Origin of the sequence: Kitasatospora sp. NPDC097691, from assembly GCF_040302665.1 — a bacterium.
Classification (GTDB): Bacteria; Actinomycetota; Actinomycetes; order Streptomycetales; family Streptomycetaceae; genus Kitasatospora.
In genome coordinates this window covers 23637-46466 of the sequence record NZ_JBEORY010000050.1, presented here as the reverse complement: position 1 = coordinate 46466, position 22830 = coordinate 23637, and the positions used below count along the sequence as shown (strand labels likewise).

23 protein-coding genes and 1 tRNA gene are annotated in these 22830 nt (G+C 75.0%); 13 read left to right on the top strand and 11 right to left on the bottom strand.

Going from position 1 to position 22830, the window contains the following annotated elements; all coding sequences use genetic code 11:
- Positions 1-135 precede the first annotated feature (135 nt).
- The gene (locus tag ABTY56_RS28240) at positions 136-1656 is read left to right on the top strand and encodes a multicopper oxidase family protein (protein ID WP_350632012.1); all 1521 of its coding nucleotides are present in this window, start codon (positions 136-138) and stop codon (positions 1654-1656) included.
- A gap of 65 nt (positions 1657-1721) precedes the next feature.
- Here the strand turns inward: ABTY56_RS28240 and ABTY56_RS28235 are convergent, their stop codons facing one another.
- Together ABTY56_RS28235 and ABTY56_RS28230 are read right to left on the bottom strand one after the other, a co-directional pair.
- Positions 1722-3224, bottom strand: coding sequence for an FAD-binding protein (locus ABTY56_RS28235; RefSeq protein ID WP_350632011.1), 1503 nt, complete (start codon positions 3222-3224; stop codon positions 1722-1724).
- Positions 3225-3283: 59 nt separating this feature from the next.
- Entirely contained in the window at positions 3284-3622 is a 339-nt protein-coding gene (locus tag ABTY56_RS28230; RefSeq protein WP_350632010.1) for a hypothetical protein, read from the bottom strand.
- Between the two features lie 496 nt (positions 3623-4118).
- Between ABTY56_RS28230 and ABTY56_RS28225 the strand changes: the two genes are divergently transcribed.
- From ABTY56_RS28225 to pgm, 3 genes are all read left to right on the top strand, one after another.
- Positions 4119-4198: transfer RNA gene (locus ABTY56_RS28225), tRNA-Tyr, on the top strand.
- 43 nt (positions 4199-4241) lie between these two features.
- On the top strand, positions 4242-4541 hold the full coding sequence (locus ABTY56_RS28220) for a YciI family protein (RefSeq protein ID WP_350632009.1): 300 nt from the start codon (positions 4242-4244) through the stop codon (positions 4539-4541).
- Positions 4542-4681: 140 nt separating this feature from the next.
- Positions 4682-6322, top strand: a complete 1641-nt coding sequence (gene pgm, locus ABTY56_RS28215; protein ID WP_350632008.1) for a phosphoglucomutase (alpha-D-glucose-1,6-bisphosphate-dependent) — start codon at positions 4682-4684, stop codon at positions 6320-6322.
- Positions 6323-6445: 123 nt separating this feature from the next.
- Here the strand turns inward: pgm and ABTY56_RS28210 are convergent, their stop codons facing one another.
- A complete protein-coding gene (locus tag ABTY56_RS28210; protein WP_350632007.1) occupies positions 6446-7633 on the bottom strand; it encodes an MFS transporter in 1188 nt (395 codons plus the stop codon).
- A 264-nt stretch (positions 7634-7897) separates the two neighbouring features.
- On the opposite strand from ABTY56_RS28210, the gene ABTY56_RS28205 reads away from it, so the two are divergent.
- Entirely contained in the window at positions 7898-8263 is a 366-nt protein-coding gene (locus ABTY56_RS28205; RefSeq protein WP_350632006.1) for an ArsR/SmtB family transcription factor, read from the top strand.
- 163 nt (positions 8264-8426) lie between these two features.
- Positions 8427-9149 carry an HAD family hydrolase gene (locus ABTY56_RS28200; protein WP_350632005.1) on the top strand — a complete coding sequence of 241 codons (723 nt, stop codon included), beginning with the start codon at positions 8427-8429 and terminating at the stop codon, positions 9147-9149.
- Positions 9150-9215: 66 nt separating this feature from the next.
- Here ABTY56_RS28200 and ABTY56_RS28195 read toward each other — a convergent pair whose 3' ends face one another.
- Positions 9216-9866, bottom strand: coding sequence for a GNAT family N-acetyltransferase (locus ABTY56_RS28195; RefSeq protein WP_350632004.1), 651 nt, complete (start codon positions 9864-9866; stop codon positions 9216-9218).
- Positions 9867-9976: 110 nt separating this feature from the next.
- Complete coding sequence (locus ABTY56_RS28190) at positions 9977-10603, bottom strand: hypothetical protein (protein WP_350632003.1); 627 nt, start codon at positions 10601-10603, stop codon at positions 9977-9979.
- Between the two features lie 232 nt (positions 10604-10835).
- On the opposite strand from ABTY56_RS28190, the gene ABTY56_RS28185 reads away from it, so the two are divergent.
- A complete protein-coding gene (locus ABTY56_RS28185; RefSeq protein WP_350632002.1) occupies positions 10836-11810 on the top strand; it encodes a hypothetical protein in 975 nt (324 codons plus the stop codon).
- A 36-nt stretch (positions 11811-11846) separates the two neighbouring features.
- Here the strand turns inward: ABTY56_RS28185 and ABTY56_RS28180 are convergent, their stop codons facing one another.
- Entirely contained in the window at positions 11847-12767 is a 921-nt protein-coding gene (locus ABTY56_RS28180; RefSeq protein ID WP_350632001.1) for an alpha/beta hydrolase, read from the bottom strand.
- 275 nt (positions 12768-13042) lie between these two features.
- On the opposite strand from ABTY56_RS28180, the gene ABTY56_RS28175 reads away from it, so the two are divergent.
- Positions 13043-13861: a helix-turn-helix domain-containing protein gene (locus tag ABTY56_RS28175; protein ID WP_350632000.1), complete on the top strand. Its 819-nt coding sequence runs from the start codon at positions 13043-13045 to the stop codon at positions 13859-13861.
- A gap of 577 nt (positions 13862-14438) precedes the next feature.
- Here ABTY56_RS28175 and ABTY56_RS28170 read toward each other — a convergent pair.
- Complete coding sequence (locus tag ABTY56_RS28170) at positions 14439-15482, bottom strand: aminoglycoside phosphotransferase family protein (protein WP_350631999.1); 1044 nt, start codon at positions 15480-15482, stop codon at positions 14439-14441.
- Between the two features lie 72 nt (positions 15483-15554).
- Positions 15555-15908: a VOC family protein gene (locus ABTY56_RS28165; RefSeq protein ID WP_350631998.1), complete on the bottom strand. Its 354-nt coding sequence runs from the start codon at positions 15906-15908 to the stop codon at positions 15555-15557.
- A gap of 191 nt (positions 15909-16099) precedes the next feature.
- Between ABTY56_RS28165 and ABTY56_RS28160 the strand changes: the two genes are divergently transcribed.
- The 3 genes from ABTY56_RS28160 to ABTY56_RS28150 all read left to right on the top strand — a co-directional run bounded on the left by ABTY56_RS28160 (position 16100) and on the right by ABTY56_RS28150 (position 17856).
- Entirely contained in the window at positions 16100-16612 is a 513-nt protein-coding gene (locus ABTY56_RS28160) for a MarR family winged helix-turn-helix transcriptional regulator (RefSeq protein WP_350631997.1), read from the top strand.
- 77 nt (positions 16613-16689) lie between these two features.
- Positions 16690-17262: a cysteine hydrolase family protein gene (locus ABTY56_RS28155; protein WP_350631996.1), complete on the top strand. Its 573-nt coding sequence runs from the start codon at positions 16690-16692 to the stop codon at positions 17260-17262.
- A gap of 75 nt (positions 17263-17337) precedes the next feature.
- Positions 17338-17856, top strand: coding sequence for a GNAT family N-acetyltransferase (locus tag ABTY56_RS28150; protein WP_350631995.1), 519 nt, complete (start codon positions 17338-17340; stop codon positions 17854-17856).
- A 58-nt stretch (positions 17857-17914) separates the two neighbouring features.
- Here ABTY56_RS28150 and ABTY56_RS28145 read toward each other — a convergent pair whose 3' ends face one another.
- Positions 17915-19336, bottom strand: coding sequence for a cellulase family glycosylhydrolase (locus ABTY56_RS28145; protein ID WP_350631994.1), 1422 nt, complete (start codon positions 19334-19336; stop codon positions 17915-17917).
- Positions 19337-19727: 391 nt separating this feature from the next.
- On the opposite strand from ABTY56_RS28145, the gene ABTY56_RS28140 reads away from it, so the two are divergent.
- The gene (locus tag ABTY56_RS28140; protein ID WP_350631993.1) at positions 19728-20243 is read left to right on the top strand and encodes an allene oxide cyclase barrel-like domain-containing protein; all 516 of its coding nucleotides are present in this window, start codon (positions 19728-19730) and stop codon (positions 20241-20243) included.
- A gap of 85 nt (positions 20244-20328) precedes the next feature.
- On the opposite strand, the gene ABTY56_RS28135 is transcribed toward ABTY56_RS28140, so the two are convergent.
- The gene (locus ABTY56_RS28135; protein ID WP_350631992.1) at positions 20329-20766 is read right to left on the bottom strand and encodes a glutaredoxin domain-containing protein; all 438 of its coding nucleotides are present in this window, start codon (positions 20764-20766) and stop codon (positions 20329-20331) included.
- A 270-nt stretch (positions 20767-21036) separates the two neighbouring features.
- Between ABTY56_RS28135 and ABTY56_RS28130 the strand changes: the two genes are divergently transcribed.
- Complete coding sequence (locus ABTY56_RS28130) at positions 21037-21777, top strand: C39 family peptidase (RefSeq protein WP_350631991.1); 741 nt, start codon at positions 21037-21039, stop codon at positions 21775-21777.
- A 107-nt stretch (positions 21778-21884) separates the two neighbouring features.
- Here ABTY56_RS28130 and ABTY56_RS28125 read toward each other — a convergent pair whose 3' ends face one another.
- The gene (locus ABTY56_RS28125; RefSeq protein WP_350631990.1) at positions 21885-22685 is read right to left on the bottom strand and encodes a DUF2785 domain-containing protein; all 801 of its coding nucleotides are present in this window, start codon (positions 22683-22685) and stop codon (positions 21885-21887) included.
- Positions 22686-22830 lie beyond the last annotated feature (145 nt).

Here is a 22830-nt window from a genome sequence, read left to right as displayed (position 1 = left end):
GCCCCCACCCCGCCCGCACCCGCCCGCCCAAGCCGGACCCAAGCCGCACCCAAGGCGGCGCTGCTGCAATCACCCCCGGACAAGGCCGCCCCGCACCCGCAGGGCAGGCGGGGGAGCACGCGGGAGGAACACGCGATGGTGACCAGACGCAGGATGATCGGCGCCGCCCTGGCGACCGGAGGAGGGGTCCTGCTCATGCGCACCACGCTGCGCCCGGCCGCCTCCGCCGACGCGGCCTCCGCCGCCGCCGTCCAGGACGCGGCCGCCCACCACCCCCACCCGTCGGGCACCGACGCCCCCGACCCCGGCCCGGACGCCGGCCCCGGCCTGGTCGAGAAGTTCACCACCGCGCTGCCGGTGCCCCCGGTGCTCAGCCCCGTCTCCACCGACGGCGGCGCCGACACCTACGCCGTCACCATGCTCCGCTCCTTCGCCCGCATCCTGCCCGGGCACCGCACCGAGGTCCTCACCTACAACGGCGCCTTCCCCGGCCCCGTCATCCGCGCCCGCTCCGGACGGCCGGTGATCGTGCGCCAGACCAACCTGCTCGACGACGCCGTCTCCGTCCACCTGCACGGCTCCCGGGTGCCCGTCACCAGCGACGGCGGCCCGATGAACCTGCTGGACCCCGGCGACAGCCGCACCTACACCTACCCCAACGACCAACCCCACGCGAGCCTGTGGTTCCACGACCACGCCCACCACATGGAATCCGAGCACGTCTACCGGGGCCTGGCCGGCACCTACCTGCTCACCGACGAGACCGAACGCGCCCTGCCGCTGCCCACCGGCCGCTACGACCTGCCCATCGCCCTGCGCGACGCCCGCTTCGACGCCTCCGGCAACCTCGTCTACCGCATGGACGACCCGTTCAACCGCACCACCATCCTCGCCAACGGCCGCCCCTGGCCCAAGGCCGAGGTCGCCGCCCGCCGCTACCGGCTGCGCCTGCTCAACTCCTCCAACCTGCGCTTCTTCTCCCTGCGCCTGGCCGACGGCGGCCCGATCACCCAGATCGGCTCCGACGGCGGCCTGCTGGAACACCCCTACACCACCGACACCGTCGACCTGTCGCCCGGCGAGCGCGCCGACGTCGTCATCGACTTCTCCCGCTACAAGGTCGGCTCCACCGTCGTCCTCACCAACTCCCTGCCCCCCGGCCCCGCCGAACACGTCGGCCAGGTCATGCGCTTCGACATCGTGCGCTCCGCCGCCGACCCCTCCGGCGTCCCCGACACCCTGCGCACCCTGCCCGCGCCCGGCGCGGCCGTACGCGAGCGCACCGTGGTGCTGAAGGTCGAGGAAGGCACCGCCGGCTCGGCGCCACGCGGCCTCATCGACGGCAAGGTGTACGACCCGGACCGCGTGGACGCACAGGTGGCCTTCGGCACCTCGGAGATCTGGACGGTCGTCAACGCCAACACCGACGTCCCGCACAACTTCCACCTGCACCTGGTGCAGTTCCGCGTACTGGAACGCAACGGCAAGGCACCCGGCCCCGCCGAGTCCGGCCTCAAGGACACCGTGCGCCTGCTGCCCGGCGAAAGCGTGCGCCTGCACGCCACCTTCGACTCCTACCGCGGCCGCTACCCCTACCACTGCCACCTGCTGGACCACTCCGCGATGGGCATGATGGCGCAGATGGAGATCGGCTGACACCCGGGGCCGGCCGCGCCCCCCGCGCGCGGCCGGCCCCGCCGGCCTGTCGGGCCGTCCGCCCGTCAGGCCGCGTGGATGCCCTGGCCCGGCGCCAGGATCCCCGCCGGGTCGAACCGCCGCTTGGCCCGCGCCACCCGCTCCCACAGCCCCCCGTAGTGACGCCGCCAGTCCGCCCCCGTCATCCCCGGCACCGCCCCGATCAGGTACCGCTTGCCGCCCAGCTCCACCGCCCGGTCGTACAGCCGCCGGTTGCGCTCCAGCATCGCCGCCGTGTCCGCCCCCGGCCCCGGGAACGCCAGCAGGTCGAAGTGCCAGCCCACCTCACCACGCGGCAGCACCGCCAGCGGCGCCTTCACCCGCTCGCGCAGATACGGGTAGAACAGCAGCAGCCCCGCCCCCAGATCCGCCGGCCCCAGCACCCGGGCCGCCTCCGCCATGAACACCCCCGCCGTCGAAGCCGGCAGGAACACGCTCAGCCACGGCTTGGGCAGCCCCCACAACCCCGCCGCCCGCAGGTACCCCGCGAACGCGTCCACCCGGAACGCGTACTCGCGCCAGCCCTGCTCCACCACCGACACCCCGCCCGCCGCCGGCCGCAGCCCGGCGAGGAGAGCCTCGCGGTCCACTGCGTGCCCCGCGTCCGCGAACGCCACCAGCTCCGCCTTGTACCGCCACCGCGACCCGTCCGCGCTGCGCTCCACATCGCCGACCTGCAGGTCGAAACGGCCCTCGGCCATCACCCTCTCCTGGTCGGCCAGATAGACGTCCAGGTCGTCGTAGTACAGCGAGAACACGTGGGCGCGCTCGCGCACCGGCACCAGCGCCAGCGTCGCCCGCACGATGATCCCGGCCTGCCCGCCGCCGGCCAGCACCGCCTCGAACAGCTCCCGGTTGCGCACCGGCGAGGCCGTCAGCAGCTCACCGGTACCGGTCACCACCTCCAGCTCCAGCACCCGGTCCGCCTGCAGACCGAACCGCTGCACCCCGCCGCCGATCCCGCCCACACTCAGCGTGCCCCCCACCGACAGGTGCAGGTAGTCCGTCAGACACGGCGGCACCCAGCCCGCCGCCAGCCCCGCCTCCACCACCTGCGCCCACGTCGCCCCGGCCTCCACCACCGCACGCCCCGGACCCACCGACACCACCTGCGACAGGCCGCGCGCGTCGATCGCGATCCCCCCGCACGCGCTCGCCTGCCCGTAACTGGAGTGCGACTCCAGCCCCGCCGCGCCGACCTGCGCCACGTCCCCGCTCTGCCCGTTGACCGCCACCGGGATCCGGTGCCTGCTCGCGAACGCCACCACCCGCTGCACGTCCCGCACCGAACCGGGCCGCAGCACCGCCCGCGGCGCCGCCGTGACCAGATGCCCGAAGTCGGACGAGAACCGCTCCAGCCCCGCCCCCTCCAGCGTCACCGACCCGTCCAGCACCGGCAGCTGCGCCACGTCCGCACCGGGCCCGGCGGCCCACGCCCGCGCGCCGGTGTCCCAGCCGACGACCACGGCCCCGGCCCCGGCCACCGCTCCCGCCAGGAGCGAACGCCGCGACAGTCCCGACCCACTCATCACGTTCTCCGATCAGTCGCCACAAAGGGATTGTTGTACCGCAACCATCCCGCGACCACCTACAGCCCCGTACGCCCCACCTGCTGCTCCGTCAGCCGAAGATCCGTCACCGACTGCTCCCACATCCGCCGCTGGTACACCGGCGCGTCCCCCGGGATCCGCGCCGCCGCCTCCCGCGCCTCGGCCAGCAACGCCTCCCGCGCCCCGGGCAGGCCCGCCACCCGCGGCCCCTCCGCCGCCTCCCGCAGCACCAGCGCCAGCTTGTACGCGTACACGTGCGGCGTCACCGCGAACAGCGTCCGGTACACCCACAGCCCCTCCTCGCCGTGCAGCACCCGCTCGTTGTGGCTCAGCAGCCGCACCCGCGCCTTCAGCACCAGGTCCCCGTTCACGTCCATGCCTGTGTCCCCCTTCGTCGTCCTGCCCTGCTTCACCCACCCGCCCTGGCCGGCCCGCGGGCACGACGGCACCACGCACCGGCCGCCCGCAACGCGGACGCCGGCACGTCAGGCCGTGGAAGGGGGTGGGATGTTGCACGAGTCTGCGGGCTGCGCCCACCGCGCGGCAAGACCGAAGAAGGGTGTGCTGAGTCCTACCGAAACGTTGCCTGACCTGGCAGGATTGGGGTCGGCACCCTCCCGGGGCCGGGAACGGAAAACCCTTTGCGGCCCGGCTCGGCACTGCGGCACAGTGGGGTCGTACCGCGCCGCACGGCGCCGGACACCACCGCGCAGCGAAAGGGGAGTTCGCCATGACCGCCGTACCGGCCCGTGGCCGCGGTTATCACCGCCCCCCGTACGCCCGCCGCGCCGCCGCCCGCCCGTAGCCGGGCGATCCGCACGCTCCTGTTCTCCTCTTCCGTGTCGTGCACGGGTGCTGACGCCCCCTTTTCGAGGGCGAGCTGGGCACCGGCGAGCCCAAGGCCCTGTAAAGGCCCCGCTTCGGCTGTGGCGGTTCGAATCCGCCCTCGCCCACCCTTGCCGCGACCGCCTGCCCGCCCGGGTCTAGCCTGGGCGCATGTTCGTTCTTGAGCTGAGCTACACCGCCGAGCTGGAGCAGGTCGACGCCGTGCTGGCGCAGCACGTCGAGTGGCTGCAGGTGCACTACGCGGCGGGCACGTTCCTCGCCTCCGGGCGCAAGGTGCCGCGTGAGGGCGGGGTGATCCTGGCCGTGGGGGAGGACCGGGCCGCGATCGAGGCGCTGGCGGCCACCGACCCGTTCGTGGTCGCCGGGGTGTGCGCCTACCGGGTCACCGAGTTCCTCGCGACCACCACCGCGCCCGCCCTGCAGCCCTACCGCCAGCAGCTGCCCGGCTGAGCGGCAAGACTTCACCGGACTGCCGTGCCCCGGACCGCCCGCCGCGGTTCGGGGCACCGTCGTCTTCTGGCTACGATCGGTGACGCGGGGGCGGCAAGCACGCGTACGGCACACAAGTCGGAACTGGCGGGAGAAGACGGATGGCACACGCACGGGCCGGGCAGCCGGCGCAGCCCGGTGACCTGGTGGACGTGGCGCGGCTGGTGACGGCCTACTACGCGCTGCACCCGGACCCGCAGGAGCCCGGGCAGCAGGTGGCGTTCGGGACGTCGGGGCACCGCGGCTCCTCGCTGGACGCGGCGTTCAACGAGGACCACATCGCCGCCACCACCCAGGCGATCTGTGAGTACCGCGCCGAACAGGGCGTGGCCGGGCCGCTGTTCCTCGGCGCCGACACCCACGCCCTCTCGGAGCCGGCGAAGGTCACCGCCCTGGAGGTGCTCGCCGCCAACGGCGTGCACGTGCTGATCGACGCCGCCGACGGCTACACCCCCACCCCGGCGGTCTCCCACGCGATCCTCGCCCACAACCGGCGCAGCCCCCGCGCGCTGGCCGACGGCATCGTGGTCACCCCCTCGCACAACCCGCCGCGCGACGGCGGCTTCAAGTACAACCCGCCCAGCGGCGGCCCGGCCGGCTCCGAGGCCACCGGGTGGATCCAGGACCGCGCCAACGAGCTGATCCGCGAGGGCCTGCGCGGCGTCAGGAAGGTCCCCTACGCGCGGGCCCTGGCCGCGGCCACCACCGCCCGCCACGACTACCTCACCGCCTACGTGGACGACCTGCCCTCCGTCCTGGACCTGGACGCGGTCCGCGCGGCGGGCCTGCGCATCGGCGCGGACCCCCTGGGCGGGGCGTCGGTGGCCTACTGGGCACGCATCGCCGACACCCACCGCCTGGACCTGACCGTCGTCAACCCGCTCACCGACCCGACCTGGCGCTTCATGACCCTGGACTGGGACGGCAAGATCCGCATGGACTGCTCCTCCCCGTTCGCGATGGCCTCCCTCATCACCCGCCGCGCCGAGTACGCCATCGCCACCGGCAACGACGCCGACGCCGACCGGCACGGCATCGTCACCCCCGACGGCGGGCTGATGAACCCCAACCACTACCTCGCGGTGGCCGTCGACTACCTCTACCGCCACCGCGCCGAGTGGCCCGCCGACGCGGGCGTCGGCAAGACCCTGGTCTCCTCCTCGATGCTCGACCGCGTCGCCGCCGACCTCGGCCGCACCCTGGTGGAGGTCCCGGTCGGCTTCAAGTGGTTCGTCGACGGCCTGCTGGAGGGCTCGATCGGCTTCGGCGGCGAGGAGAGCGCCGGCGCCTCCTTCCTGCGCCGCGACGGCGGGGTGTGGACCACCGACAAGGACGGCATCCTGCTCGCCCTCCTCGCCTCCGAGATCACCGCCGTCACCGGCGACACCCCCAGCGCCCGCTACGGCGAACTGACCCGGCGCCACGGCGCCCCCGCCTACGCCCGCGTCGACGCCCCCGCCGACCGCGAGCAGAAGGCCCGCCTGGCCCGGCTGTCCCCCGAACGGGTCGGCGCCGGCGAGATCGCCGGCGAGAAGATCACCGCCGTCCTCGCCGCCGCCCCCGGCAACGGCGCCCCGATCGGCGGCATCAAGGTCTGCACCGACAACGCCTGGTTCGCCGCCCGCCCCTCGGGCACCGAGGACGTCTACAAGATCTACGCCGAGTCCTTCCACGGCCCCGACCACCTCGCCCGGGTCCAGGACGAGGCCCGCGCCCTGGTCGGCGAGGTCCTCGGGAACTGACGGCCCCGTGCGGCCGCCCCCGGCGCGGGGCGGCCGCACGGCCGCACGGCCGTACGGCGCCCGGGCCCGGACAGCGGCCCGGGCCCGGAGCGGCACTCAGGGACCGGCACTCAGGACCGGCGCTCAGGACCGCGCCGCCACCGCCGGAGCGGACGCGGACGCGGACGCGGGGGAGCGCTCGTCGCGCGTGGTCGCCGCCGCCACCGCGCACGCCACCGCCGCCAGCACCGCCGCCGCCAGCGGGAACCACCGCCCGCCCAGCACCGCGACCGCCGCCGAACCCGCCGCACCCCCGGCCGCCGTCCCCAGGTACAGCGCACTGCTGTTCAACGAGATCAGCACCGGCGCGTTCCCCGGATCGATCGACGCCAGCCGGTGCGGCAGCGCCACCGACACCGCCCACCCCGCCAGCGGCACCACCACCGCGTACACCAGCGCCCCCGGCATGCTGCGCCCCAGCCACGGCAGGGCGGCGAACGCGCACGCCGCGACGGCCGAGCCGGCCAGCAGCACCCGCCGCACCCCCGCCCGGTCCACCAGGCGCCCGCCCAGCCAGCTGCCGGCCACCGACATCACGCCGCAGGTCAGCAGGACCACGCTCAGCCGGTCCGCGTCGCCGCCGGTGGCCCCGGAGACGGCGGTGGCCAGGTAGATGTAGACGCTCTGGAAGGCGAGGAAGAACACCAGGGTGGTGGCCGCGGCGCCCAGCACCCGGCGCCGGCCCAGCGGCGCCAGGCGGGCCCGGAGGGTGGGGGCGGCGGTGGGGGCGGGCAGGCCGCGCAGCAGGGCGGCGAGGCCGGCCAGCGCGGCCAGGCCGAGCGCGGTCACCAGCCACATGGTCAGCCGCCAGTCGGCGCGCCCCACCCAGGTGCCCAGCGGCACCCCGAGGGCGGTGGCCACCGTCATCCCGCCGAGCACGGTCGCCAGCGCCCGTCCGCGCCGCTCGGGGGCGACCAGGGTGGTGGCCACCGCGTTGGCGGTCGGCGTGTAGAGGGCGGCGCCGGCCGCGGCCAGGACGCGGGTGGCCAGCAGCAGGCCGTAGGTGGGGGCGAGCGCGCTGAGCGCGTTGGCCGCGCTGAACACCGCGAGCGCGGTCAGCAGCAGGCGCCGGCGCGGCCAGCGGGCGGTGAGCGTGGCCAGCACCGGGGCCAGCAGCGCGTAGCCGAGGGCGAAGACGGTGACCAGCTGGCCGGCGGCCGGCACCGTCACCCCCAGGTCGGCGGAGATCGGGCCGAGGATGCCGGCGACGACCATCGAGTCGGTGCCCATGGCGAAGGTGCCGAGGGCGAGCAGGAGCAGACGTACGGGCACGGGCGGGCCCCCCGGGGGCGGAGTCGTCGGACGGAACGGTCGGACGGAACGTTGAACGGAACGGTTGGATGGATGTGCAACAGTTTGACGCTCGCCAAACATTCGGGGATTGGTGGATGATTGTCAAACCATTCATTCCCCGTCGTTCCCCGCACCCCCCGGAGGCCGAGCGCCATGAGCGCCACGAGAACCGCGAGCACCGCGAGCACCGCGAGAGCTGCGGGCACCGAGAGGGCTGCGGGCGCCGAGAGCACCGGGAGGGCTGTGGGCACCGAGAGGGCTGCGGGCGCCGGGAGCGCCGCGGGCGAGGGCGAGCGGCTGCCCCAGCCCGCCACCGCCGACATCGACCTCGTCACCGTCCTGCACGCCCTCGGCGACCCGGTCCGCCTCACCCTGCTGCTCAGCTACGCCGACGACGCCGAACACTCCTGCGACCCCCGCGGCCTGGGCCTGGAGCACCTGCACAAGTCGACCGTCTCCCACCACATGCGCGTGCTGCGCGAAGCCGGCATCACCACCACCCGCGTCGCCGGCCGCAACCGCTTCGTACGCCTGCGCCGCGCCGACCTCGACACCCGCTTCCCCGGCCTGCTCGACGCCCTCCTGGCGGCCGCCTCGACCCCCGCCTGAGCGCCGGCAGCCGCTCACCCGGGAGTCGTCCGGCCGGCCGCCTCACGTTCGCCGGGGTGAGTGCCACCCCGGCGGCATTCGGCCCCGGGCAGGGCCCGGCCCGGGGGTCGCGTAGGGTCCGGGCCGGAAGCGGTAGCGGTAGCGGAAGCGGGAAGGACGGGTCGTGCCGATCAGGGGTGTGCTCTTCGACGTCGACGACACCTTGTTCGACTACTCGGGGTCGGAGGAGGCCGGCATCCTCGCGCACCTGCGCGAGCTGGGCCTGCTGGGGCGTTTCCCGGAGCCCGCGGCGGCGGTGGCGCTGTGGCGGGGCGTCACACAGGAGCAGTACGCGCGTTTCCTGGCCGGGGAGCTGACCTTCGCGGGCCAGCAGCGCGAGCGCATCCGGCAGTTCCTCGCCCGCCTCGGCGAGGAGGGCGCCGAGCGGCTGCCGGACGAGCGGGCGGCCGCCTGGTTCGCCGGGTACGCGGCCCACCGCGACGCCGCCTGGGCCGCGTTCCCGGACGCCGCGCCGGCGCTGGCCGCGCTCGCGCCCACCCACCGGCTGGGGATCGTCTCCAACTCCTCGCTCGCCCACCAGCGCGGCAAGCTGCGGGCGGTGGGCCTGCTGGGCCACTTCGGCGACGAGGTGCTGGTCTGCTCCGACGAGCACGGCGAGGCCAAGCCCGCCCCGGGCATCTTCCGGGCCGGGTGCGAGCGCCTGGGCCTGGAGCCGCACGAGGTCGCCCACGTGGGGGACAGGTACGACCTCGACGCGCTCGGCGCCCGCGACGCGGGCCTGCACGCCTTCTGGCTCGACCGCACCGCCGCCGGCGCCCCGGTCGCGCCGGGCATCCGCGTCCTGCACTCCCTCGCGGCCCTGCCCGCCGCCCTGGACGGGCACTGACCCGCCCGGCGCCGGGGAACGGGAAGTCGGCCCGCCCGACTTCCCGTTCCCCGGCTCGCCGGAGCGTCAGCCGGCGATCCCGAGCAGCTCGCGGCAGCCGTCCGTCAGGCCGGTGACGGTCACCGGGGTCCGCGCGTGCCGCGCCCAGTCCTCCCGCGACAGGCGCAGGCGCACGGACTGCACCACCTGCCCGTCCAGGACGTCGCGTTCGATGCCGTCCTCGCGGTAGCCGAGCTTGCGGGACACCGCGAGGGCGGACAGGTTGTCCGTGAACGACAGCGACGTCGCGAACCGCCCGCCCAGCTCGGCGAAGAGCAGGTGGAGCATCGCGGCGCGCATCTCGGTGCCGAAGCCCCGGCCCTGGTGCTCCAGACCGATCCAGGAACCGGAGACGACCTCACGCCGGAGCCCGAACTCCTTGGCCCGCACGTCCTGGACACCGACCGGGCGCCCCTCGTGGAAGGCGACCAGGTTCAGCGCCCACTCCTGCGGCGTCCAGCGGCCCAGGCGCCGCCAGTGCATCTGCGCGACGTGCCGGGCGCGTTCGGCGGGCGGCAGCTCGCCCCAGGGGACCAGGAACGGACGGGCGTCCGGCGGGTGGATGCCGCGGCCGGCGAGATCGGCCACCTCCGCCAGTTCGTCCTCGGTGGGCAGCCGCAGCTCCAGGCGCGGCGAGATCACGCGAAGCCCGATCAGGGGCCAATGGTCGATGAGCATCGGAACAGTGTGCCGGGCCGACCCCCCGCCCGCACCGGAGTTTCCCGCCGCCGGCCGCGCACGGAAGGAGCCCCCGGCCTCCGGACGGCGAACCTCCCGGGGCAGGGGCGCTACTCCTCGAACCAGACGACCAGGCGCACGTCCTGGTCGCCGTGGACCTCGGCGAGGGCGCGCATGACGCTCCACACCGGCCGCCACGAGCCGTCGGCGGGCACGGCGTCGCGGCGCCGTTCGCGTTCGGCCCGGAAGACGGTGGTGCCGACGTCCCAGGTGGTGCCCTCGGCCCACAGCTCGCCGATGCGGTCCGGGCCGACGCTGCGGGTGTCGATGCCGGTGGCCCGGGCGAAGCCGCGGCTCCAGTCGCCCCGGTGCCTGAGCGTCAGGGAGCCGTCCGGGTGCCGGCGGTAGCGGGCGATGGTGGTCGCCCGGGGCAGCGCCGGCTCGTCCCAGTCGACGGCGAGGACCTCGTCCCAGGCGAGCCAGGTGGCGCCGAACGCCGCCGCGCCCCACGAGGCGTGCCCGGCGCGGGTGCGCTGCGCCACGTCGGCGGGCAGCCCCCGACCGGCGCTGACCGGCCGCCAGCGCCCGCCGACGTCGCGGACGCCGAAGAGGCAGGCGAAGGCCGGGTAGTCCCGGGTCATGCCGAGCAGGGAGAGCTCGACGGCGCTGCGCCAGGCCTTCGCACCGGTGTCGTCCCAGGTGCGGCATTCCACGAATCCCCGGATGTCCGTTCCCACGGGGGTGATTGTGCCCGGCGGCGGCCGCCGCGCCTGCACCGGGTCCTGCCCCGCGGCTGCCCTTTCGGGCCTCGCCGGGATGCGTGCGAGGCCGTAGCGTCGGGGCCCTGGGGGGCTCATCCCCGGGGACCCGGGGACCCGGGGGCTCGGCGACTCGGTGACTCGGTGACTCGGGGACCCGGGGCTCGGTGTGACGGTCGGGTGGGCGGCGCGCAGGAAGGGGCTGGGGAGCGTGCGGAAGGCAGTGGCGCACCCGGTGCCGCCGGTGTCCGGGACGGCGGCGGCGCCCAAGGCCGCCCGGACGGCCCGCGGCGCGGCCCCGCAGGGCGCCGGCAGGGCGCCGCATCCGGGCGAACTCGCCGTCCTGCAGCGCACGGTGGGCAACGCGGCGGTGACGCGCCGGCTGCAGCGGCAGGAGGCCCCCGGGGTCAGGGAGCAGGCGCGGCGCGACGCCGCCGATCCCACCGGGCACGGCGAGTGGGGGGCGTTTCGCGACACGATGGCGCTCGCGGGCTTCCCCGACGCCGTCACGGACGCGGCCTGGCAGCTCGTCCTCGGCGGCATCGCCGAACAGGGGCGGCTCAACGACGAGGCCATGGCCGGGTTCACCGAACGCCAGGAGCAGCGCGACCACCGCGCGTCGAACACCTGGTACCAGGAGCTGGTGAAGGTCGTCGGCGACTACCTGGCGATCGACACGCCGACGCTGGCCCTGTGGTCGGGCGGGCGGGAGGTCAGCGACTACGCCCTGGCCAAGGGCCACACCCCGCTGGAGGCCACCGCGTTCGGCGGCGTGGTCGACAAGCTGACCCTGACCCCGGACTGGATGCTCAAGACCCCGATGTGGAACGTCCTGTCCAAGGCCTTCGTCAGCCGCGCCCGCGGCCCCGTCCACATCTTCCTGCGGGCCTACGACCCGGACAGCGTCCTCATCGCGCAGGAAGTCCCGCAGCTGCGCGTGGTCATGGCGCTCCACCCGGCGGTGCGCCTCGTCTGGCACCCGGTCTACGCCGCGGCGGACGGGCGGCTGATGGAGGTCACCGACCGCCTGGAACTGGCCGCCGACGCCTCCTTCCCCACCCGGGACCGGTGCGTGCAGGTCCTCTACGACTACCTGCGGCTCGTCGACGACGGGGCCAACCCCCACTCCCGGCGTGCCCACGCGGAGATGAGCGCCCGCCTCGCCGCCAACGGCAACACCCCGTAGCGCCCGTAGCGCCCGTGGCGCCCGCGGGCCCCGGTGTCACCGGCCGCCGCGGGGGCCGGCGGCGGTGACCTCGCGCACGGCGGTGGCGACGGCTCGGAAGTCCTTCTTCAGGATGGCGCCGTGATTGCTCGCCACCTTCGCGCTGATCTCGATGTGCGGGTTGCGGGCGGCCACCGCCGTCAGGCTCGCGCGGATGCGCTCCTGCTCGTCGCCGCGGCTGCCCAGCGACGACCCCGAGGCGACCACGTAGCGGGTGGGCACGACGACGGCGTCCAGCACGGGGGCCAGCGCGCGCTCACGGGCGACCCGGCCCAGCTCGATGTTGCACTGCGCCATCTCCTCGGCGTTCATCCGCGGGGTCAGGCCGGTGGGCCGCAGCAGCGGCAGGAGCCGGCCCCACTGGCGGAACTGCTTGCGGATGCGCTGCTCCATGGCGTCGTCGAGCCAGTCGTGCGGCTGCGCGCCGTCGACCAGGACCGCGCCCAGGGCGCGCTGCGGGTTGCGGCTCGCCCAGTGCGCGGCGACGAACGCCCCGTAGGACCAGCCGATCACCAGGGCCCGGTCCACGCCCCGGGCGGCGAGGACGGCGTCGACGTCGCGCACGCACGCCTCGAAGGAGTAGTCGGCGGAGCGGCCGGAGGTGCGGCCGCGGGCGCGCTCGTCGAAGGTGATGTGCCGGTAGCCGTCGCCGAGTTCGGCGATGACGCGCTTCCAGTAGCCCTGGGTGGCGAACTGGCCGTTGCAGTAGAGCACGGGGATGCCGGGGCCGCCGGTGTCGGTGGTGGCGAGGGCGGTGTCGTCGACCGGGACCAGGCCGCTCCAGGCGGACGGGCGGGCGTTCGTCTCGATGTTCACGGGGGTGCCTTCCTGCGGGCCGTCGGGGGAGGGTGAGGGTGCGGGGGTGCGGGGGACGTCCAGGACGGCGGTGATCGCGGCGGGGGTGTCGAACGTCTGCATCGTGCTCTCCGGTGTTCGGTCGCGGTGTTCTGACTCGGTGTCCGGCCGTGGTGCCCGGCCGGTGTTTCTGACACCGGAAACGCTACGTTGCTTTCCATGAACCAGCAACGCCCTCGTTGCGTCAGGTTGCTATCCCTGCAGGTGAGGTGTGGGAAACTGTTGCAACGGTTCTGACCGTAACGCAACGACATGAGACTTGCTCATTGCAATGGATGTGAAGTGAACGCTATGGTGGGGATCAAGGACCACCACGAGGCACCACCGAGGAGACCGCGATGCCGGGAGGCCGACTCACCCAGCAGGAACGCCAGCAGATCGCGCTGGGACTGGCCGACAGCCTCCCCTACGCCGAGATCGCCCGGCGCCTGGAGCGCCCGACCTCGACCGTCACGCGTGAGGTGATGCGCAACGGCGGCCCCACCGCCTACCGCGCCGACCTGGCCCACCGCGCCACCGAACGCCGCGCCCACCGGCGCAGGCCCGCCGCCTCCCACGGCCCGGACTCCGCCGCCCGGCCGCAGGGCCGCGACGCCGAGGCCGTGGCCGACTACGAGGAGACGCTCACCACCGTCCTCATGGGCTCGGGCCTGTCCCGGATGACGGCCCGCGTCCTGACCTGCCTGTTCACCACCGACGCGGGCAGCCTCACCGCCTCCGAACTCGCCCGGCGCCTGCAGGTCAGCCCGGCCTCCATCTCCAAGGCGATCGCCTTCCTGGAGAGCCAGAGCCTGGTGCGCCGCGAACGCGACGAACGCCGCCGCGACCGCTACATCGTCGACGACGAGCTCTTCTACCAGGCGACCGTCGCCAGCGCCCGCGCCAACGACCAACTCGTCGCCACCGCCCGCCAGGGCGCCGCGATCCTCGGCGCCGACACCCCCGCCGCCCACCGCCTGGAGAACGTCGCCCGCTTCCTCGACTTCATCAGCGAGAGCATCATCCGCGCCGCCGAACAGGCCCGCGAGGTCCTGCACACCAAACCCGCACCCGCCACCGGGAACGACGCAGCCGGGAACGGTACGGCCGGCAACGGCGCCGCGCCGGACAGTGCCGCCCCGGACGGCGCCGCCGTGGAGGACGCCGCCGCGAGGTGATCACCCGTCGGCCCGCTCCCGGAAGCCGTCCAGGAGCCGGTGCGCCTACGCGTCCCGCGCACCGAACTCCCACGGCCCGCCGGGCCTGCGGGAGCCGGCCCGTCTCGCCCGGCAGCCGCACGAGCCGGTACAGGGCGTAGCGGTCCCCGCCCCCGGCGCGCTCGCACAGCTGCGCCGCCATCCCGCGCTCGTGCAGCGCCCGGTCGAGCCTGCGGCGCGCGTGGACGTTCCCGCCGGCGAGGTCGGCGAGGTCGGCGAGGTCGGCGAGCTCCGCGAGGCGGCCGGCGCGGGCCGGCAGGTCCAGGTGCCACAGGTGGTGGGCGTGGGCGAGGTGGCCGGGGGAGAAGCAGACGGCCCGCGCGGCCACCAGGGCGATCGCCGTCCGCCAGTCCTGCAGCCGCTGCGCCTCCAGGGCCCGCGCGTACCAGTCCTGGGGCGGGGCGCTCACGTGGCCGGCGGCAGGTGGCGGGCCGCCACGAGCAGGGCCACGTCGCGCAGCCGGGCGAAGTGGGCGGCGCAGTACGCCTCGTTGATCAGGGGCATGGCCCTGGAGATGCAGCCGTGCCCGGCGGCCCTGCTACGGCTGCCGGGGGCGCAGCAGGGGCAGCGGGCGCAGGTGCGGCCAGCGGGTGAGCATGGCCCGGCGGACGTCCGCCGCGAGGAGCCCGAGGGCACGCAGCTCGCCGCCGCCGCCGTCGGCGGTCAGCCGGGCGACGACGTCGAGGCGGTGGACGAGCCGCTGGCGGGCGGTGGCCGTGCCCCATGTCCAGTCCTGTTCCACGGCCCTGGCCAGGTGGTCGGCGGTGCCGCGTTCGGCCCGCTGGACCAGTGCGTCGCCCCGCAGCAGCCAGCCGGCGCACGCGTCGGTGAGGTCGTCCCCGGCCTCGGTGCCCGTCGCGGCGTGCCACGTGGCGCGGTAGGCGGCCTCCGCCTCGTCCAGCAGGGCGGCGGGCGGGGCGGTGGAGCACCAGCAGGTCGGGAACCCGATGCGCAGGTAGGCGAGTTCGGCCAGGCCGCTGCCGAGCGAGGCCTGCTCGAAGTCGACGAACCGCACGCCGTCGCCGGTGTGCAGGTCGTTGCCGGGGCAGGGGTCGCCGTGCAGCAGCGCGTGGCCCGGTGCGGCGCGCAGACGTGCCCGCAGGGCGTCCAGCTCGGCCCGTACGGCGGGCGGCGCCGGGACGCCGAGGGCGGTGGCCAGGGCGAGGAAGGAGTCGGTGTCGTCCGGGCCCGGGGCCGGCCAGGCGGGCAGCGCGCCCGCGTCGGCGGGGCCGGTGGCGGCGTGCAGGCGGGCCAGGGCCGCGGCGTAGGCCACCACCCAGTCCTCGGCGGGCGGCCGGTGCTCCAGGTACTCCAGGACCAGGACCCGCCGGGCGGGGTCGGTGCCCAGCAGCCGCGGCACCACGGGTGGTTCCACCCGGGCCGCGAGCGTCAGCGCGGCCGTCTCGCGGGCGTAGCGCTCGTCGGCCTCCGGGGCGTCGACGAGTTGCTTGACCACCACCGGCGTGCCGGACAGCTCCGCCCGCCACACCCGTGACCGCGGGCTGCTGTCCAGCAGACGGGCCCGGCGGGGCGTGCCGAGAGCGGCGAGCAGTTCTTCCCCGAACGGCAGTGTCGACTCCACGGGCCCATCCTTGCACGGGGGGTGGACGGTGTTTCCCGTGAGGTGAGTCGGAGCCGGAGCGGCTTGGTGTGGTCAGGCGGGCTGCCACAGTTCGATGCGGTTGCCCTCCGGGTCGGTGACCCAGCCGAAGCGGCCGACGCCCGCCATGTCCTGCGTCCGCTCGGCCACCTGCGCCCCCTTGGCGCGCAGCTGCGCGAGCATCGCGTCCAGGTCGCGGACCCGGAAGTTGAGCATGACCTGCTGGGCGGGGGAGCCGAAGTAGTCGGTGTCGGCGTCGAACGGCGCGAACACCGTCGGCCCGCCCTCCTGGCGCCACAGGCCGTTCGCGTCGGCGTCCAGCCCCAGGCAGTCGCGGTACCAGGCGCCGAGCGCCGCGGGGTCGGCGGCCCGCAGGAAGTACCCGCCGATTCCAAGCACACGTTCCATGCCGCCCCATCCTGCCAGCCCGCAGGCCGTGCCGGCCGACGGCCGCCCGGCCCGGGCGCGCCGACGGTCCGTCACGCGCCCCACTGCCGAAGCGCCTTGACGCCCGCTGCGGCGAGTCGGTAGCGTCCCCCGCGTCATGAATCAGGGCCCTGATATCGAACAGGGTCCTTGCAGTCAGGGACGCGATCAGCATGACCGACCACGGCACCGACCACGGCACCGACCACAGCGGCGACCACAGCACCGACCCGGCGGCCCGGGCGGCCCCGGCCCCGCCCGACTTCCAGGACCGCCTCGGCCACGCCATCAAACGCGCCGAACAGGCCCTCATCGGCGAGAAGACCCGCGCACTGCGCACCGTCGACCTGACGGTGCCCCAGTACGTCACCCTGCTCGTCCTCCAGCAGTCCACCGGGATGTCCGGCGCCCAGCTCGCCCGCGCGTGCATGGTCACCCCGCAGACCATGACCACGGTCCTGACCAACCTGGAGAACAAGGGCCTGATCACCCGCGAGACCTCCAGCGTCCACCAGAAGGTCCTCGTGGCCAGGCTCACCCGCTCCGGACACGCCCTGACCAGGAAGGCCGACACCCTGGCCCGCGGCGTCGAACAGCGCCTCACCGACGCCCTCGACCCGGCCGAACAGGCCCAGCTGCGCCACCTCCTGGAACGCTCCACCGCCGCCCTGCGCGGAACCGACTGACCGCCCGGGCCGCCCGTACGCGGCCCGCCGCCGCGCACGGCCGCCCGCCCGCGCCACCGCCCACCCGAGGAACCCCGATGACCGACCACCCCGCCACCCCCGCCACCCCCGCCGCCTTCGACCCCGTCACCGCCCCGGGCACCGTCCTGGTGCTCGTCGACCTCCAGCAGTGGATCGTCGACCGCCCCTCCGCCCCGCTGGCCGGCGCCGACGTCGTCCGCGCCGCCGCCCGCCTGAAGACCGCCTACGAGGACGCCGGCCGGCCCGTCGTCCTGGTCCGCTACGCCCGCCTCGACGGCAGCGACGGCGGACCGGACTCCGCGTTCAACCGCTTCGCGCCGGCCGTCGCCGCCCGCCCCGGCAACGAGGTCGTCACCAAGTACGGCATCGACGCCTTCGACGGCACCGACCTCGCCGACCGCCTGCGCCGCCTCGGCGCCACCCGACTCGTCATGGCGGGCATCACCACCGAGTACGGCGTCGGCGAGAGCGTGGGCACCGCCGTCGGCCTCGGCTACCCCGTCGCCGTCCCCGAGGACGCCGTCACCGCCCTCGCCGCCCCCGCCCACACCGCCGCCCTCCACGCCTTCCGCCGCCTGGGCGCCACCGTCACCACCACCGACACCCTCCTCGCCACCGCACGGACCTGACAGGACGTCACCGCACCCGAAACCGCACCCGAAAACCCGTCGCGCGCGGGCCGGCGGCTTGATGGGATGGCGCCCATGGACTCCCACCGGGCCGCCGTCCCCCTCCCCGTGTCCCTCTCCGTCCCCGTCCACGTCCGCGACCTGACGCCCGCCGACCTGCCGGCCTGCACCTGGTCCGGATCGGCGACCCATCTGCGCCAGGTCGCACGGGAGTTGGAACGGGCGGCGGCCGGCGAGGTGGACTACCTCGCCGTGTGCACCAGGGCCGGCCTGCCCGTGGCGATCGGCGGCGTCGACTACCGCAGCGCCCCCGGCGCAGGCACGCTGTGGCAGCTCGCCGTGCTCCCGGCCCTGCAGTCCCACGGGCTCGGCACGCTGCTCGTGCGCTGCGCCGAGGACCGCATCCGGGCCCGGGGCCTGCCGCGGGCCGAACTCGGTGTGGAGGACGACAACCCGCGGGCCCGCGCCCTGTACGAGCGGCTCGGCTACACCGCCTTCGACCGGCGGCCCGACGCCTGGGACGAGGAGGCGCCCGACGGCTCGGTCCGCCGCCACGAGACCGTGTGCACGATCATGTGCAAGGACCTGCTGTAGCGGGCCCCGGCGCGGCCGCCGTGCACACCGCCGCGCCGGTTCATCCGGTTCGGCCGGTTCAGGGGCGCGTCACGGTCACCTGCACGGTCTCCTGCCCCGGGTCGGCGGTGAGCTGGAGCAGCCGGGCGCCGGGCGCGGACACGACGGTGGCGCCCCGGCTGTCCACCCGGTAGCCGCCGGGGAAGACGGCCTGCGGCAGGAACACCTCGGTGCGGGCGCCCGGGGCGAAGGGCCCGCCGGAGTCGGCGCGGCGGGTGCTGTAGCGGAGGGTGAACGTCCCGGTCGTGCCGTCGTACTGCCACTGCTGCGGGGTGCCGGCGACCGCCTGCGGATACGGCCGGACGATCGCCGGGTCCGTCAGGTTCGGGCCGGTCGGTGGCTCCTGGGGGTGATGGGGCGTCTGGTTCTGCGCCAGGGACCAGAACATCCAGGACGCCATGTTCTCGTCGAACCGGTCGGTCAGGCGGGTCAGCCTCGTCGCGTTCGTCGTCGCGCCGAACTCCGTCACCACCCCGACGGCGCCGTCGGCGGCCGCGCGCGCCAGCCCGTTGGTCACGCAGGTGTCGACCGGGCCGAAGCAGTAGTCGTGGAAGCTCAGCCCCGCGTCCGGGTCGCCGGTCGGGTTCGGCACGAAGTCGGGCGTGCCGAAGTCGTTGGTCAGGGACGGCTCGTAGAACAGCAGGTGCCGGCGGTCGACCCCGCGGATCGCCGCCATGGCCTTCGCCTCGAACGGCGCCAGCACGCCGCGCTCGAACGCGGGGCAGCCGTCCGGGAAACACGTCGGGTAGTCCCAGCCGGGCCACGGCTCGTTGATCAGGTCGTAGCCCAGCACGTACGGCTGGTCCGCGAAGCGCTGCGCGACGTGCGCCCACATCGCCGCGTAGTGCTCCTGCACCCCGACGCCGTCGGACGCGGCGTGGTCGTGCCAGAAGTTCGCCCAGGTCTGGTTCTGCGCGGGGCTCGTGAAGTACACCTCCGGAAAGCCCGGATTCGGCTGCACCGGGTACCCGTCGGAGAACGTCGCCCAGTCGGGGAACCCGTTCCAGCTCGCGCCCACCGACTCGTTGAACGCGTCCTGGTGGGAGTCGACGAGGCTGAGGATGCCGTACCGGGCCAGCAGCTGCTGGGTCTGGCGGATCTGCTCGATGTACGCGTCGTCGTACACGCCGGGCTGCGGCTCGACCGCACTCCACGCGAAGCCCAGCCGCACCGCGTTGAAGCCGTTCTCCGCCAGGAACCGCGCGTCCTGCTCGCCGAACCCGCCCGCCGCGGGGAAGTACGGCGGCTTCTTGTAGACCAGGTTCACGCCGTGCACGGTCACCACCCGGCCCTGGTCGTCGGTGAGCCAGCGGCCCGCGTGCCCAGGCCCGGCAGCCGCCGGCGCGGCCGGTGCCGCGGGTGCCGCCGAGGCCGGCGCGGTCAGCCCCAGCACCAGCATGGCCGCCCCGAGACACCGCGCCGCCGAAGAGATGACAGTCATGGCACGAACCTTCCGACGGGAAAGCACCGACGACAATCCCACGGCGCTGACGACGAGAACGGGAAAGCTGTGGATCGATCGCCGCGGAACGAGACTGTCAACGGACCGTCAACGGACTGTCGACGGAGCGGCACCGATGCGCCGATGCTATCCACCGCCACCCGGATCCGGTCACGACACCCCGCCGCGGCGCCACACGCACCGCAGGACGCGCACGGACGGCCCCGGCGACGGTCATGTCCGCGCGGGCATGGCGCGATAGCCGTATTGGTCTTGGAAAAGACCGGCCCGCCGGTCATAGCGTCGAGGGAGTTCGCGCACGAGCCGCACAAGCCGCACGAGTGGCACGAGCCGTACGAACCGCACGAGTTCACAGCGAAGGGAACCCACCATGCCCACCGACGGGAACAGCACCAGGCACCTGACGGCCAGGAGGCTCCTCGCCGCCTCCCTGGCCACCGCCGCGATCGCCATCGCCGCAACGGGCACCGCCGTGGGCACCGCGGACGCCGACACCCCACGACGCGCCCACGTCGAAGTCCTCGAACTCGAGGTCCACAACGGCCAGTACGAGGCCGTGGACCTCGGCCCGGCCGGGCCGAGCCTGGGCGACCTGGACGTCTACTCCGGCACCACCGTCAAGGACGGCCGCACCGTCGGACGCGGGGGCGGATCGTGCCAGGTCGTCCAGACCGACGCCGCAGGGACCACCGCGCAGTGCCTGCTCACCATGGAAGTCGACGGCGGCTCCCTGACGCTGCAGTCCCTCTGGACGAAGGGATCGACCGCCCCGCTCGACATGGCCGTCACCGGCGGCACCGGCGCCTACGCCGGCGCCCGCGGCACCGTCCGCTTCTGGGACATCGGCACACCGAACGAAAGGGCCCGGGCCGAGATCCGGCACTGACCCGCGGCCCGGGCCGCGATCCGGACCGCGATCCGGCCGACGCCCTGCCCGACAGCCCCGCCCGCCGCGCCCCGCCCGCAGCGGATCACGCGGCAGGCGAGAGCTGTTCACGCACCCAGTCGGCCCCGGGGTTGGTGTGCGCCCGGCCCGCCACGAAGACCGTCGGCACCGTCTCGTTGCCGTCGTTCACCGCCCGCACCGCCGCCGCCCCCTCGGCATCACGCCAGATGTTCACCCAGTGCAGCCGACGGGCACTGCGCCCCAGCCGGATCCGCAGCCGCAGGCAGTACATGCACCCCGGCCGCCAGTAGACCACCGGCCGGCCGTCGGCGGCGCTGCGGCGCTGCGCCTCGGAGGCGCTGACCGACCTCGGGAAGACCAGCGGCGTGTTCACGGCGGCGAGCGCCAGGAACAGCAGCAGGAGCGCCGCGGCCGCTCCGATGTCCCCCTCGGCGGCCCGCCCCGTCGCGACGACCGCGCCGGACAGCACGAGCAGGGCAGGCAGGATCCAATGGCGCGTCATGGGTCCGCAGACTAGCGGCACTCCGCCCCGGGGCCGTCGGCCGGGCCGTCGGCGCTGAGCCCCGGGGCCACACGGTTGCGTCCGCCGGGGTGGCCGAGCGGCAGCCGCGGCTGCCCGGCCGCGCCGGCGCGCGCGAAGCCGCTCCCGTGCGAAGCCGCCCGCGCGCAGGCGGCATCCGGGCCGAGGGCGAACTTCTCGCTCCCCCCAGCTGCGAGGCGCGCGAGGACGAGGTGCCATGGAAGGGGGAAAGGCAGCGTAAGGAGAAGCGCCATGACGAGGAGCGAGCGCACCCGCCACCACCCGGGGAAGCCGCAGCCCACGCGTCGCGGGTCCTCCAGGCGGTTACCGTTCGGCGGGCGGCTCACGGCGCTGGCCGCCGCCCTGGCCGGTGCGGCCACGCTGCTGTGCGCCGCACCCTCCACCGCCGCCGCCACCGGGGTCCCGCACTACTCCCAGCAGCTGGCCAACGACTGCGAGGCGGCATCGCTGCGCATGGTGCTGGCCGCCCGCGGCGTCCAGGTCGGGGACCAGGCCGTGCTCGCCCGGATCGGCGTCGACCGGGTGCACTACCAGTTCGGCGTCTCCGGACCGCTGTCCGGCGATCCGTACCGGGCCTTCGTGGGCGACCCCAACGGCTCGGAGGCGGCCGGCACCGGCTACGGCGTGTACTACCCGCCGGTCGCCCAGGCCGCGCGCTCCTTCGGCCTCGCGGTCACGCAGGCGGGGCAGGGCGTCAGCCCCTCCCAGCTGCGTGCGCAGGTGGCCGCGGGCCATCCGGCGATCGTCTGGGTCGACTACGGCTGGCGCGACGTCGCGGCCGGCTCGTACACCGCCTACGACGGCCGCCAGGTGCTCTACGCCGGGCCGGCCGAACACACCGTGGTCGTCGCCGCGGCCCGGGACGGCCAGTTCCTGATCGAGGACCCGGCCCGCGGGGAGTCCTGGATCAGCGAGGCCACCTTCGACGCCGGCTACGCGACGTACCAGGACATGGCGGTCATCGTCCAGTAGCACCGGCGCCGCCGGCCACCCCGGGCCGCCCGGCGCCGCCGGGGTGACCCGCGGTGACCGGCCGCGGCTCTCCCGGCACCACCTCGGACGCCGGGGGCGCCGCCGCGTCAGCGCTTGACGATCCGGTCCAGGACGGCGGCGACGGCGGACTTGACGGCGTCGCGGTGGGGGAGCGGCTGCGCCGGCAGGTCCTGGGCGGGGCGCACGCCCCGGTCGGCGAGGACGTAGAGCAGGCGCAGGGTGCGCAGGCAGTTGCTGAGGTGGGCGGGCACCGGGGTGCTGAGGCGGTCGGCCCCGAAGCGCTCGGCGATCGGGTCCAGCCAGCCGACGGCCTCGCGTTCGCCCAGGTCGGTGCGGGTGAGGACGCGGGCGATCGCCCGCGCCAGGCGGTCGTCCTCCAGCTGGTCGTAGACGTGGTCGGTGGGTGCCGTCAGGCGGGCGGCGGCCAGGTCCAGCATCCGCACCGGCGCCACCTCGCGGTGGCGGCCGAAGGCGGCCAGCAGGTCCGCGCCGTGGGCCACCGCGTGCAGCCAGCCGAGCACGTCGTCGTAACCGCGCAGGTCGTGCTCCGCCGGGTACCAGCGCTCGAACGCGTCCACCCAGCCGGCCCTGAAGTCCCCCGCGGACACCAGCATGTCGAGTACCAGCGGCGCGAAGGTACGGGCCTCGACGCGCGGGTCGGTGAAGCGGGCGGCCATCTCGTCCCCCAGCTCCAGCCGCCGGGGCGCCCCGATCACCCCACGGGCTGTCCACGTCGCGAGCACGGCATAGGGCGCGCCGTCGCGCACCAGCGGATCGGGATCCGCCAGGGCGAGGGACAGCTCGCGCACGAGGTCGTCCATGGGCAGGCCTGCGGGTACGGCGAAGTCGGCGGCCTCGACGCTCTTCCAGTCGATCATGTCGATCATGACGCGCAGGATAGGCCGCCGCCGGTGCCGTACGCCTGCGAATTAGGCCCGGGAGGTGGCGCGCCGTCAGGCCCGGGACCGGAGCGCCGCGTTCGCCGGCGCGGGCGCAGGGTGGTGGGGCGGCCCGGCCTGCGGCCCGAGTAGT

Excerpts from the sequence above, each read along its gene's own strand:
- ABTY56_RS28240 (WP_350632012.1), top strand. The coding sequence starts at position 136 with ATGGTGACCAGACGCAGGATGATCGGCGCCGCCCTGGCGACCGGAGGA.
- ABTY56_RS28235 (WP_350632011.1), bottom strand. The coding sequence starts at position 3,224 with ATGAGTGGGTCGGGACTGTCGCGGCGTTCGCTCCTGGCGGGAGCGGTG.
- ABTY56_RS28230 (WP_350632010.1), bottom strand. The coding sequence starts at position 3,622 with ATGGACGTGAACGGGGACCTGGTGCTGAAGGCGCGGGTGCGGCTGCTG.
- ABTY56_RS28220 (WP_350632009.1), top strand. The coding sequence starts at position 4,242 with ATGTTCGTTCTTGAGCTGAGCTACACCGCCGAGCTGGAGCAGGTCGAC.
- pgm (WP_350632008.1), top strand. The coding sequence starts at position 4,682 with ATGGCACACGCACGGGCCGGGCAGCCGGCGCAGCCCGGTGACCTGGTG.
- ABTY56_RS28195 (WP_350632004.1), bottom strand. The coding sequence starts at position 9,866 with ATGCTCATCGACCATTGGCCCCTGATCGGGCTTCGCGTGATCTCGCCG.
- ABTY56_RS28180 (WP_350632001.1), bottom strand. The coding sequence starts at position 12,767 with ATGCAGACGTTCGACACCCCCGCCGCGATCACCGCCGTCCTGGACGTC.
- ABTY56_RS28175 (WP_350632000.1), top strand. The coding sequence starts at position 13,043 with ATGCCGGGAGGCCGACTCACCCAGCAGGAACGCCAGCAGATCGCGCTG.
- ABTY56_RS28165 (WP_350631998.1), bottom strand. The coding sequence starts at position 15,908 with ATGGAACGTGTGCTTGGAATCGGCGGGTACTTCCTGCGGGCCGCCGAC.
- ABTY56_RS28160 (WP_350631997.1), top strand. The coding sequence starts at position 16,100 with ATGACCGACCACGGCACCGACCACGGCACCGACCACAGCGGCGACCAC.
- ABTY56_RS28155 (WP_350631996.1), top strand. The coding sequence starts at position 16,690 with ATGACCGACCACCCCGCCACCCCCGCCACCCCCGCCGCCTTCGACCCC.
- ABTY56_RS28150 (WP_350631995.1), top strand. The coding sequence starts at position 17,338 with ATGGACTCCCACCGGGCCGCCGTCCCCCTCCCCGTGTCCCTCTCCGTC.
- ABTY56_RS28145 (WP_350631994.1), bottom strand. The coding sequence starts at position 19,336 with ATGACTGTCATCTCTTCGGCGGCGCGGTGTCTCGGGGCGGCCATGCTG.
- ABTY56_RS28140 (WP_350631993.1), top strand. The coding sequence starts at position 19,728 with ATGCCCACCGACGGGAACAGCACCAGGCACCTGACGGCCAGGAGGCTC.
- ABTY56_RS28135 (WP_350631992.1), bottom strand. The coding sequence starts at position 20,766 with ATGACGCGCCATTGGATCCTGCCTGCCCTGCTCGTGCTGTCCGGCGCG.
- ABTY56_RS28130 (WP_350631991.1), top strand. The coding sequence starts at position 21,037 with ATGACGAGGAGCGAGCGCACCCGCCACCACCCGGGGAAGCCGCAGCCC.
- ABTY56_RS28125 (WP_350631990.1), bottom strand. The coding sequence starts at position 22,685 with ATGATCGACATGATCGACTGGAAGAGCGTCGAGGCCGCCGACTTCGCC.